The 10,441-nt window shown below is 70.2% G+C and carries 13 protein-coding genes; 6 read left to right on the top strand and 7 right to left on the bottom strand.

The annotated features are described in order from the left end of the window. The coding region (gene ruvB, locus JWP28_RS20345) for a Holliday junction branch migration DNA helicase RuvB (RefSeq protein ID WP_299545678.1) at positions 1–671 on the bottom strand (671 nt) is incomplete at its 3' end. 25 nt (positions 672–696) lie between these two features. Further along, complete coding sequence (gene ruvA / locus JWP28_RS20340; protein ID WP_299545677.1) at positions 697–1,311, bottom strand: Holliday junction branch migration protein RuvA; 615 nt, start codon at positions 1,309–1,311, stop codon at positions 697–699. Positions 1,312–1,527: 216 nt separating this feature from the next. Here ruvA and JWP28_RS20335 point away from each other — a divergent pair, with 216 nt between their 5' ends. Then, positions 1,528–2,772: an MFS transporter gene (locus JWP28_RS20335; RefSeq protein ID WP_299545676.1), complete on the top strand. Its 1,245-nt coding sequence runs from the start codon at positions 1,528–1,530 to the stop codon at positions 2,770–2,772. A gap of 102 nt (positions 2,773–2,874) precedes the next feature. On the opposite strand, the gene JWP28_RS20330 is transcribed toward JWP28_RS20335, so the two are convergent. Next, entirely contained in the window at positions 2,875–2,997 is a 123-nt protein-coding gene (locus JWP28_RS20330) for a hypothetical protein (RefSeq protein ID WP_299545675.1), read from the bottom strand. Between the two features lie 92 nt (positions 2,998–3,089). Here JWP28_RS20330 and JWP28_RS20325 point away from each other — a divergent pair, with 92 nt between their 5' ends. After that, a complete protein-coding gene (locus JWP28_RS20325; RefSeq protein ID WP_299545674.1) occupies positions 3,090–3,317 on the top strand; it encodes a hypothetical protein in 228 nt (75 codons plus the stop codon). A gap of 68 nt (positions 3,318–3,385) precedes the next feature. Here the strand turns inward: JWP28_RS20325 and ruvC are convergent, their stop codons facing one another. Next, positions 3,386–3,889 (bottom strand): crossover junction endodeoxyribonuclease RuvC, encoded by a 504-nt coding sequence (gene ruvC / locus JWP28_RS20320; protein WP_299545673.1) that lies wholly within the window; start codon positions 3,887–3,889, stop codon positions 3,386–3,388. 376 nt (positions 3,890–4,265) lie between these two features. Between ruvC and JWP28_RS20315 the strand changes: the two genes are divergently transcribed. From JWP28_RS20315 to JWP28_RS20305, 3 genes are all read left to right on the top strand, one after another. Beyond that, entirely contained in the window at positions 4,266–4,610 is a 345-nt protein-coding gene (locus JWP28_RS20315; protein ID WP_366143832.1) for a helix-turn-helix transcriptional regulator, read from the top strand. A 54-nt stretch (positions 4,611–4,664) separates the two neighbouring features. After that, positions 4,665–5,402, top strand: coding sequence for a hypothetical protein (locus tag JWP28_RS20310; RefSeq protein WP_299545672.1), 738 nt, complete (start codon positions 4,665–4,667; stop codon positions 5,400–5,402). Positions 5,403–5,618: 216 nt separating this feature from the next. Beyond that, positions 5,619–6,671, top strand: coding sequence for a mechanosensitive ion channel family protein (locus JWP28_RS20305; protein WP_299545671.1), 1,053 nt, complete (start codon positions 5,619–5,621; stop codon positions 6,669–6,671). On the opposite strand, the gene JWP28_RS20300 is transcribed toward JWP28_RS20305, so the two are convergent. Then, complete coding sequence (locus JWP28_RS20300) at positions 6,613–6,981, bottom strand: EthD domain-containing protein (protein ID WP_299545670.1); 369 nt, start codon at positions 6,979–6,981, stop codon at positions 6,613–6,615. The genes JWP28_RS20305 and JWP28_RS20300 overlap by 59 nt on opposite strands. Positions 6,982–7,275: 294 nt before the next feature. Here JWP28_RS20300 and JWP28_RS20295 point away from each other — a divergent pair, with 294 nt between their 5' ends. Then, complete coding sequence (locus JWP28_RS20295; protein ID WP_299545669.1) at positions 7,276–9,114, top strand: NF038122 family metalloprotease; 1,839 nt, start codon at positions 7,276–7,278, stop codon at positions 9,112–9,114. A 246-nt stretch (positions 9,115–9,360) separates the two neighbouring features. Here JWP28_RS20295 and JWP28_RS20290 read toward each other — a convergent pair whose 3' ends face one another. Beyond that, positions 9,361–9,666 carry a UrcA family protein gene (locus tag JWP28_RS20290; protein ID WP_299545668.1) on the bottom strand — a complete coding sequence of 102 codons (306 nt, stop codon included), beginning with the start codon at positions 9,664–9,666 and terminating at the stop codon, positions 9,361–9,363. A 126-nt stretch (positions 9,667–9,792) separates the two neighbouring features. Next, on the bottom strand, positions 9,793–10,441 hold a 649-nt coding region (locus JWP28_RS20285; RefSeq protein WP_366143831.1), incomplete at its 5' end, for a hypothetical protein.

Genomic DNA, 10,441 nt, shown 5'->3' with positions numbered 1-10,441 from the left:
CGCAGCAGGCGGCCCGCGACCCGCGGGGTCCCGCGGGCCCGCGCGGCGATCTCGGCGGCGCCTTCGGGGTGCAGCCTGAGGCCCATCTTGCCGGCCGCCTGGGCCAGCACCTTCTGCAGCTCGGCAGGCGTGTAGAATTCCAGCCGGATCGGGATGCCGAACCGGTCACGGAGCGGGGTGGCGAGGAGGCCCGCGCGGGTGGTGGCGGCCACCAGGGTGAAGGGCGCGAGGTCGATGCGGATCGAGCGCGCCGACGGCCCTTCGCCGATCATCAGGTCGAGGACGTGGTCCTCCATGGCCGGATAGAGGATCTCCTCGACGTTGGCAGGCAGCCGGTGGATCTCGTCGATGAACAGGACGTCGTTGGGCTCGAGGTTGGTGAGGATGGCGGCCAGGTCGCCGGCCTTGGCCAGCACCGGGCCGGAGGTGGCGCGGAAGTTCACGCCGAGCTCGCGGGCGATGATCTGGGCGAGCGTCGTCTTGCCCAGGCCGGGCGGGCCGAACAGCAGCACGTGGTCCAGCGCCTCGCCGCGGGCCTTGGCGCCCGCGATGAACACCCGCAGGTTGCCCTTGGCCTGCTCCTGGCCGACGAACTCGGCCAGCGTCTGCGGGCGAAGGGCCTTGTCGGGGGCTTCGAAGGGGGCCGGTTCGCCGGACACGATGCGGGTCATGGGGAGGAACTGGCGCCGCGATCCCTCACCGCCCCAGCTCCTGCAACGCCGCCTTGATCAGCCCCGGCGCCTCGGCCTCGTCGCCCAGGCGCAGGGCCGCCTGCTCCACCACGCGGCGGGCGGCGGGTTCGGCGACGCCGAGGCCCATGAGGGCGGCGACGGCTTCTCCGGATGCGGAGGGTTTGGCGGGCGTCCCCGGAGCGGCGCCGGTATGGAGGCCGGCGACCGGGCCGTCGCCCAGCGGCTTGTCCTTCAGCTCGGTGACGATGCGCAGAGCGAGCTTGGGGCCGACGCCCTGGGCGCGGGCCACCGCGGCCTGGTCGCCGCGGGCGGCGGCGGCCGAGAGCTCCGCAGGCGGCAGGACGTCGAGCACGGCCAGCGCCGCCTTCGGTCCCACGCCCTGGATGGTCTTCAACATGACGAAGGCGCGGCGTTCGTGGCGGTCGAGGAAGCCGTAGAGGGTCATGCCGGTCTGCTCCCCCCACTGGCTCTCGATGTGCAGGGTGGCGGTCTCGCCCGTCCCCGGCAAGCGGCCCAGGGTGCGCGAGCCGCAGCGCACGACGTAGCCGACGCCGGCCACGTCGATCAGCGCCTCTTCCTCGCCCACCTCGGCCACGACGCCCCACAGCCGGCCGATCATCGGGCGGCCTCCGGAGCTTGAATGTGAATCACGTTCGGCATCTGTTCCAGCATGCCGTAAACCAACCCGCTTCGCTTGATCAATCGTGAACGTCTCGGGATCGCGGCCGCCCAGGCGCGGCGCGGCGTTAACCAGGATCGTTCAGGGATCGCCGCCACCGTCCCGACGTGTTCCTCTCAGAAGAACGCTGCTACCGTCTCCTCGGGGACCAGATCCATGACCGAGACCGCCGCGCACAGGTCTTCGCCGCATCCGGCGCTCTACCTGGTGCTCTACCTGCCGTTCGGGATCGCCAGCGGCTATGTGACGGTGACGCTGGCTTGGCTGCTCAGCCATGCGGGCGCGAGTGTCGTGGCGATCGCCGGCCTCGCGGGCATGGCGCTGCTGCCCAACACCTGGAAGGTGCTGTGGGCGCCGCTTGTCGACACCACGCTCTCGGCCAAGGCCTGGTTCATGATCGCGGTGACCGGCACGGCGGCGAGCCTGGCGGGCATCGCCTTCCTGCCGCTGCGCACCGACCTCCTGCCCCTGTTCGGCTGGCTGGTGCTGGCCTCCAGCGTCATGGCCACCGTCACCGGCATGGCGGTCCAGCGGTTCATGGCCATCGACACGCCGGACCACGAGAAGGGCCGGGCCGGCGGCTGGAGCCAGGCGGGCAACCTGGGCGGGGTGGGACTGGGCGGCGGAGCCGGGCTCTGGCTCGCCCAGCACTCGGGCCATCCTTGGATTTCCGGCGCAGTGCTGGCGGCCGCCTGCATGATCTCGGCCCTGCCGCTGCTCTGGCTGGCAGAGCCCGGGCGGGTGGCGGCCGGACGAAGCTACCTGGGCACACTAATCGAGACCGGGCGCGACGTGCTGACCCTGGTGCGCACCCGGATCGGGCTGCTCGCCTGCTTCATCATGCTGCTGCCGATCGGCTCGGGCGGGCTGCAGCAGCTCTGGGCGGCGATCGCCAAGGACTGGGGCGCGGGGGCGGACGAGGTGGCGCTGGTGGGCGGCCTGCTTTCCGGCCTGGTCTCGATTCCGGGCTGCATCGCCGGCGGCTACCTGGCCGACCGCATGGACCGCAAGCGCGCCTACAGCCTGTTCGGCGTCGCCCTCTCGGCGGTGGCGGTGGCGATGGCGTTCGGGCCACGCACGCCGATGGCCTTCCTGGTGTTCGCCTGCCTCTACAACTTCGTCGTGGGCTTCTGCTATGGAGCCTATTCGGCGGTGACGCTGGAGGCCATCGGCCACGGCGCGGCGGCCACCAAGTTCAACCTGATCTCCTCGATCTCCAACGTCCCGATCCTGGTGGTCACCCTGGTCGATGGCTGGGCGGAGACGAAGTTCGGCGCCACCGGCATGCTGCTCACCGAGGCCGGGATCGGCGTGGCGGGGGTGGCGGTCTACGGCCTGGTGGCGGTCGCGACGCGGGGGATGAGCCGGGGCGCGCTGTTCCGCAACCGCGCGGCCGCTTAGGGCCAATCGCCATTCAACGCGGCATGAAGGTATCTTCTTCTCCTCCTTCTAAGTCGGAGGAGAGGATCTGTATCGGCCGCAGCAGATGAAAGCCGATCCGGCCTAGCCGTGCGGCGCGGGGATCGCCGAGCCCCATGGCGGCGCGTCGAGGCCGTGCATGTCGGTCGGGCAATAGGCGCCGCAGGCAGCGAGCAGCAGGGCGGCGGCCAGGACCAGGGTTCGCATCGGGAAAACTGAGCCGTGGCCAGCGGCGAAATTGCGGCAACCATTGCGGCGATCGTGCGCTATCCGCCGTGAGGGACCTTGGACAAAGGGCCATGAAAACAGCTCTGATCGCCCTCGGCGCCGCCGTGGCGCTCTCCGGCTGCGCCGACTACTACGACGACTACGGCTACCACCACGGCGCCTCCTACTACAACGGCCCCTACTACAACCGTCCCTACTACAACTACCGGCCACGCTACGATGGCCCCTACTACCAAGGCCCCTACAGGCCGTACTACGACGAAGGGCCGCCCTACGACGGCTACCGGGGGCCGCGATAGCACTTCTGGTCCGGCCGCGGCCGGACGTTCGTACGCGACTAGGGCCATCACTTCGCGCGCCCGGAGGATCAGGCGGCGCCGAGATAGCTCCGGGCGCGGCGGGCGTGGGCGTGGGCGATGGCGACGGCAAGCGCGTCGGCGGCGTCCGCCGTGGTGTCGCCGGCGGTGGGCAGCAGGCGGCGGATCATGAAGCCGACCTGGGCCTTGTCGGCCGCGCCGGTGCCGACCACGGCCTTCTTGACCACGGTGGCGGCGTATTCGGCGACGGTGAGCCCAGCGCGGGCCGGCGCGAGCAGACAGCAGGCGCGCGCATGGCCGAGCTTCAGCGCCGAGGCCGCGTTGTTGTTCATGAAGATCTCCTCCACCGCCGCCTCGTGCGGGGCGTGCAGCGCGATGACCTCGGCGATGGCCTCGAACAGCACCAGCAGCCGCTCGGAGAAGGCCAGCGCAGCCTCCGGCGCGATCACCCCGTGCGCCACATGCGTCAGCCGCGCGCCGTCCACCGCCACCACCCCCCAGCCGGTGCGGCGAAGCCCCGGGTCGAGACCCAGAATCCTGAGCGAAGGAGTCATGCGGAGGGGCTGATTCGCGTTCATCGTCTGTTCCAGTGTGAAGCAGGGAGGTTCGCGGGGGAAGGGTTGAGGAAGGGTGAGCGGGGGGGCCATCACCGTCGCACGTAGAGGTTGGGCGGGTATGGCGGGCGGTCGACATAAGACCCGGCGATGTCATCGTCATGAACTGCGCAGCACCGGCGCCGTCTGGGGGAGTCATCAGCGCTCTTGATGACCTCAGGTTGCAGATGGGGCCGAATGATCGCGGCGCGAACCCGCCCCAACCTGGCGCCACCACTGGGTGTGGGGCCGTTCCGGCAGTAACGTTTGCGTGCAAAACGCCGAAAACCGGCGTTCACATAACATTAGAACCTTTCCGCTTGCGCCCCGTTAGCGCATGGTCAGGCAGCTGTTGGGGCTAATGTTCATGCGTGACCAAGGGATCTATCGGGCCATCGGTCGGCGATTGCGTTCGCGGCGGCGGCTTCTTGAAATGACTCAGCGGGACGTCGCCACGCGTTGCGGGCTCACATTCCAGCAGATCCAGAAATACGAGGCGGGGCTGATCGCCATGCCGATCGCCCGCCTGATCGCGCTGGCCGATGCGCTCGAAACGCCGATCACGGACTTCATCCAGGGCCTGCCCGCCCTCGCGCCGCCGTCCGCGCCGGTGGACGGCGAGGTGGTCACCTGGCGGCGGCCGGAGCAGGGGCGCCGGCTGACGGCCACGGCGGGCGGTTAAACTATTTGCGCTGAATTTTTGGAGTCCGTCCGGGGTCGTGAGACGATCGGCGGAATGATGTCCCGTCCGCGGTTCGAGTCCCGCCGCACCCTGGCGCCGCAGTCCGCGCCGGGACTCTACGCCAGCACGTATACGCCGGAGCGGGGAGCGGCCATCTGCCGGCGGCTGGCCGCGGGCGAGAGCCTGCGCTCGATCTGCCGGGCCGATCCGGCGATGCCGACCGAGAAGACGGTGTGGAACTGGGCCCGTGCGCACGAGGAGTTCCGGCTCATGAAGCGCCATGCGCTGGCCACGGCGCGGGCGGCGGCGCTGCAGGCGCAGGGCGAGCGGGACGCCGCGCGGCGGGCGCAGGTGGGCTCGCGGGGCGGCCAGAGCTGGCGGGCCGGGACGGACCACTATGGGCCCGAGGTCCGGGAGATAATCTGTACGCGGGTGATGATGGGCGAGAGCGTGACGGCGATCTGCCGCGACTCCGACATGCCGTCGATCGGCGCGGTGTACTGGTGGCTGCGGCGCTATCCCGAGTTCCTGGCGGACTACCGGCGCTCCAAGGCGATGGTCGAGGAGATCATGGTGGAGCAGGCCTGCGAGGGCCTGCAGTGGATCGGGATGCGCAAGTCCGAGCCGATGCTGCGCCGCACGGTGATCGCCGCCGAGAAACGGGCCGCGCGGCTGAGCCTGAAGCGCTATGCCGAGCCCGAGGGGCCGGAACGGCTGGTGGTGACAATGAAAGAGCCGGATGGGTCGTCGCGGGTGATCTATGGGGCGGGGGACGAGCCAGCTGCTCCCTGAAGGGCACACTTCGGGGGAGGTGGCGCGGCGCGGAACGCGACGTGACGGAGGGGGCGCGTGGACGTCTCGCTCCGAATGACTCAGAGCCCGGTCGCCCGCGCGCGCCCTCCGTCAGCTTTGCTGACACCTCCCCCGAACTCTTCGGTTCAGGAGAGGAGCTTTCAGCCGCCCCCAGGCGTTGATGCCATTCGGACCAACAGCCCGCGAGGCGCCCCCTTGGCCCTGTCGATCCCCATCGATGCCACCGTGCCGCCCGTCATCGACCAGGCGCGGCGCCTGCTGTTCGGCGACAGCGAGCTGGTGCGCCACGCCGCCGACGCCGCGGGCGGGCTGGCGGTGAACCTGGCGCTGGCCGGCGTGATCCTGGCGGCCACGCTGTGGGCCGCCAACTGGCTCTCCCAGCTGACCGCCCGCGCGATCGCCCGGGCCCACCGGCGCAATCCCGTCGACACCACGCTGCAGAGCTTCGCCGCCTCGCTGGTGCGCTATTTCGTGTTCGTGGTGGGCATGGTGGGCGTGCTGCAGCAGCTGGGGGTCAAGGCGACCTCGGTGATCGCGGTGCTGGGCGCGGCCTCGCTGGCCATCGGCCTGGCCTTGCAGGGCGCGCTCGCCAATGTGGCGGCCGGCGTGATGCTGCTGATCCTGCGGCCCTACCGGGTGGGCGACCGGGTGGAGATCAACGGACGGCAGGGCACGGTGAAGGGGCTCGACCTGTTCGCCACGCGGCTTTCCGATCCCGACAATCTCAACATCTTCGTGCCCAACGCCAAGGCGTTCGGGGAGATCATCGTCAATCAGACCTCGCCGGCTGGCCGGCGCGCGGAGATCGACTTGACCATCGACTACGAGGACGACGTGGACCGGGCGCTGAAGGTGCTGCTCGAATGCGCCGCCGCCGATCCGCGGGTGCTGGCCAAGCCCGAGCCCTGGGCCAAGCTGACCGCGCTGAAGGACAATGGGGTGACGGTGACGCTGCGCGCCTGGTTCTCGCCGAGCGATTACTGGGACGCGCGCTACGACCTGCTCAAGGCCGTCAAGCAGCGGCTCGAGGCCGAGGGGTTTTCGTTCCCCTATCCGCACCAGGTGGCGGTGCAGTCGCGCGCGTTCCAGCCACCTGCAAGCATCGCGGAGCCCGCGGCCAAGCCTGCGGCGAAGCGCGAGTCCAGGCCACGCGCGCGGGCCGCCGCCAAGCCGGCCGCCAAGCCGGCCCTCAGCCGACGATCGGCTTCTCCTCGCCCCACCAGAGCGGGCTCTTCGCAAGGTCGATGAAGCGGCGCTCGTCCTCCAGTAGCAGGGCGCCGGCGGCCCGGACCTCCGGACGCTCGGAATTGGCCGCCAGGGCCTCGAGGCTGTCGAACCACAGCTCCGCCACCCCGTCGTATTGGCCCGGCGCCTCGCGGCTGGCGCGCAGGGCGGCGCTGGCCTCGGCCGGCAGGCTGTGCAGCTGGACGTAGCGGCGGATCTGCAGGGTCTCGGCCACCGAGGCGACCAGCGGGCCGTGGGTCTTGAACCAGTAATCCTGGAACGCCTCTCGGCTGAGGTGCGGCAGGCGGGTGAGGCAGAAGGTGAGCTTGATCATGGCGGCCGAGTGTCCCGATTCCGAAGTTCGCAAGCGCTTGCGGCTGCTTTTGGCGAACTTCGGAATCGATAGGGACACTAGCAAGTCCATGTTTTCTAGTGCGCCTCTTGGATTTGAAGTTCGCTCGGCGCTTGGCCCCTGAACGAGGCGAACTTCAAATCCAGCACACTAGCCTGGACCGGGATCGCCGCGACGGAAAGCCCGCCCCGTGTGGCGCCGCCCGGATTGACAAGCCGTAGGCCTTCCGTCCCAGTGGCGGGCGAGGGACCGGGCCGAGGCCAGGGACAGCCGGGCATGAGTTTGGATACCGAGAGCGTAACTCTCGCGGGCAGCGGGTTGGTGTTCGTGAACTATTACGGCGCCGGGGTCACCGACGCCTATCGCGGCGCGATCATCTCCGCCGAGAACTACCTGCAGAGCCAGTTCACCAATCCGGTGACCGTGGGCGTGAACTTCGACCTCCAGTCGCTGGGCCAGACCTTCAGCGCGCAGAACACCTTCACCACGACGACGGTGAGCTTTGCGGCCTTCACCGCCGCGCTTCGGACGCACGCCACCACCGCCGACGACGTCCTGGCGGTGAACGGGCTGCCGGCGACGGACCCCTCGAACGGCGCGGGGTTCTCGATCCCCACCACCGAGGCGCGGATCCTGGGCCTGGCGGTGCAGACCAACAGCGTCGACGACCATGTGGTGCTGAACAGCGACCTGAACTTCACCTTCGGCCAGGACGCCATCGGCGCGCTGGAGCACGAGATCAGCGAGGGGGTGTTCGGCCGGACCGCGAGCCTGGGCCTCGACGGCTCGAAGTGGGCGCCGATGGACCTGTTCCGCTTCACCGCCACCGGACAGCGCGACTTCACCGGCGGCTCAGACGGGGTGACCACCTACTTCGGGGTCGACGCCCAGCACCTCACCAGCCTTGCCTACCACAACTCGATCAACAGCGCCGGCGTCGACGACGGCTTCGACCTGGGCGACTGGTCCAACACCCGCGGCGACGCCTTCGGCCCGGGCGGGCCCTCGTCGCCGGGCGCGGTGTCGGCCACCGACCTGCGGGTGCTCGACATCCTGGGCTGGAACCCCACCGGCTCGGGGACCGGGTTCCAGCCGGCGCCGGACGAGTACGCCTCCAGCCTGACCGACACCACCGCGCCGTTCGGCCATCTGGCGGTCGGCGGGTCGGCCAGCGGGGCGCTGCAGACCGCCGGCGACCGCGACTGGTTCCAGGTGCAGCTCCAGGCCGGCGCGACCTACACCATCAACCTGGTGGGCCGGGTGGGCGGCGGCGGCACGCTCGCCGACTCCTTCCTGCGGCTGCACGATTCCAGCGGGAATGTGCTGGCGTCCGACGATGATGTCGTCGCCGGCAGCAACCCGGACTCGCGGCTGGTGTTCGTCGCGCCGACCAGCGGGACCTACTACGTCGACGCCGGCTCCTTCGTGGACGGCTACACGGGCACCTATCAGGTGAGTGTCAGCCAGACGGGCGCGGCGGCCGCGCCCGCGGGCCAAGTGCTGGTGGGCGCGGCCGGCGGGGATACCCTGCAGGGCGGCGCGGGCGACGACAGCATCACCGGCGGCGCCAACGGCTCGAACTACCTGCGCGGCAATGACGGCAACGACGTGATCAACGGCGGCACCGGCTTCGACGACATCAACGGCAACATGGGCAACGACACCCTGCACGGCGGGGCCGGGGACGACTGGGTGGTGGGCGGCAAGAACGACGACCTGCAGTTCGGCGACGCGGGCTCGGATGTCGTCTGGGGCAACCTCGGGAACGACACCCTCGACGGCGGCGACGGCAATGACCAGGTGCGCGGCGGCCAGGGGGACGACAGCCTGAGCGGCGGCGCCGGCGACGACTACATCTCCGGCGACCGCGGCAACGACACCGAAACCGGCGGCGCGGGCGCCGACCTGTTCCACACCTCGCAGGAAGCCGGGATCGACAAGGTGCTGGACTTCCACCTCTCCGAGGGCGACCGGGTGATGCTGGACCCGGGGACCACCTACACGGTGAGCCAGGTGGGCGCCGACACGGTGATCGACTTCGGCGCCGGCAACCAGATGATCCTGGTGGGGGTGCAGCTCTCGACGCTGACGGCGGGATGGATCTTCGGGAACTGACGCGGCTTGCGCGCCACGCAAACGGCCCGCGATTCGGGGAGGATCGCGGGCCTTGGCGACCGCCCCTTGGAGGCCGGGGAGCGCGGGGCGGACGGGCTGGGGCCGGGGGAGGCCCTCTTACTCCTTACGTCGGAGGAGTCGCCCGGAGCTTGTCCCGTTTCGACTGGATCGAAACGGCGCTCCGGATTCTGTGCTTGGTCGCTCTTCCTGATCGGCTGACTTGTTCCAAGTCAGCCGGGAAACGCTCTAGCTACGGCTGGCGAACTGGACGTTGGCCGCGACCTTGGCGTTGACCTCGGCGCGGACGCCGGCGCGGCAGGCGGCCTGGATGTTCAGCGTCCTCTCGCCTGAGCAGAAGCGGCGCGCGGCGAAGTCCAGGCGATGCTGGTAGGCGGTTCGGCCGGAGGCGGTGGCGAGGTTCAGGTCGGCGATCTGGACGCTGGCGTGCGGCGGCTGGGCGTAGGCCGCGGTGGTCAGGGACGCGGCGGGCAGGGCGGCCAGCGCCAGGGTGGCGAGGCTGGCGATACGGGCGGTCAGTTTGGTCAAGGTCATGGTCTTGGTTCCCTCTTCGAATGCGGTGGGCGGTGCGAACCGCCGATGAAGAGGGAATACTTGTGGATGCTGTAGAAGTCCCGTGAAGCCTGCGTAATGACGCCGAATTCACAAAGTTACGGCGGATTAATTACCTAAACGAGTTGTAATGTTCAGCCCGTATTGTTCCGGCACGCCGATCAGCTGCAGGAAGGTCACCGCCGCGACGGCGCGCTGCGGGACGTTCGAAAGGGCATGGGAAGGCTTGGCCTCGACGCTGAGCGCGACGACGATCCAGGCGCCGGGGAAGGGCTTCAGCTGATGGTCGCCCAGGCCCTGCAGGTGCGGGCAAAGGGCGAGCGCGCGCTCGGCGCAGGCGCGGTGCAGGGGCGCGATGGCGCCGGCGTCGAGCAGCCGCCGGTCGTCGGCGAACTCCGGCGGCAGCCAGACGCCCAGGCCCTTGGCGCGGACCTCGCCGGCGGTGGTCCAGCGGGCGGTCTGGGTCCAGCGGTCGCCCTCCGGGGTCTGCTCGCCGCACATCGGGCAACGCATCTCGCGCACCGACTTGCGCTGGCGGAACAGGTGGTTGCGCGCGTAGAGCGGCTCGCCCTCTCCCGGATGCTCGGCCTGGCCCACGGCCAGCGCGCCGTCGACCGAGGGGCAGGGCGCGACGCCGGTGAGCTGTTCGGCCGACCAGCTGCTGACCCAGGGGACGTCGACGCCGACCTCGAGCTTCGGCGCGGGCGCGGCGGTCACGGCGTGGTCGGCGCGGCGGGGGGCGCGCGGCGGATCGAGG

It is taken from the genome of Phenylobacterium sp., assembly GCF_028290885.1.
Taxonomy (GTDB): Bacteria; Pseudomonadota; Alphaproteobacteria; order Caulobacterales; family Caulobacteraceae; genus Phenylobacterium.
The sequence above is the reverse complement of the archived record's forward strand: the minus strand, read 5'-3'. Positions and strand labels throughout refer to the sequence as shown.

What these genes read in the sequence shown, in the direction of transcription:
- JWP28_RS20315 (WP_366143832.1), top strand. Translation starts at nt 4,266, where the DNA reads ATGGTCAGGCAGCTGTTGGGGCTAATGTTCATGCGTGACCAAGGGATC.
- ruvC (WP_299545673.1), bottom strand. Translation starts at nt 3,889, where the DNA reads ATGACTCCTTCGCTCAGGATTCTGGGTCTCGACCCGGGGCTTCGCCGC.
- JWP28_RS20335 (WP_299545676.1), top strand. Translation starts at nt 1,528, where the DNA reads ATGACCGAGACCGCCGCGCACAGGTCTTCGCCGCATCCGGCGCTCTAC.
- JWP28_RS20300 (WP_299545670.1), bottom strand. Translation starts at nt 6,981, where the DNA reads ATGATCAAGCTCACCTTCTGCCTCACCCGCCTGCCGCACCTCAGCCGA.
- JWP28_RS20290 (WP_299545668.1), bottom strand. Translation starts at nt 9,666, where the DNA reads ATGACCTTGACCAAACTGACCGCCCGTATCGCCAGCCTCGCCACCCTG.
- ruvA (WP_299545677.1), bottom strand. Translation starts at nt 1,311, where the DNA reads ATGATCGGCCGGCTGTGGGGCGTCGTGGCCGAGGTGGGCGAGGAAGAG.
- JWP28_RS20295 (WP_299545669.1), top strand. Translation starts at nt 7,276, where the DNA reads ATGAGTTTGGATACCGAGAGCGTAACTCTCGCGGGCAGCGGGTTGGTG.
- JWP28_RS20330 (WP_299545675.1), bottom strand. Translation starts at nt 2,997, where the DNA reads ATGCGAACCCTGGTCCTGGCCGCCGCCCTGCTGCTCGCTGCCTGCGGC.
- JWP28_RS20310 (WP_299545672.1), top strand. Translation starts at nt 4,665, where the DNA reads ATGATGTCCCGTCCGCGGTTCGAGTCCCGCCGCACCCTGGCGCCGCAG.
- JWP28_RS20325 (WP_299545674.1), top strand. Translation starts at nt 3,090, where the DNA reads ATGAAAACAGCTCTGATCGCCCTCGGCGCCGCCGTGGCGCTCTCCGGC.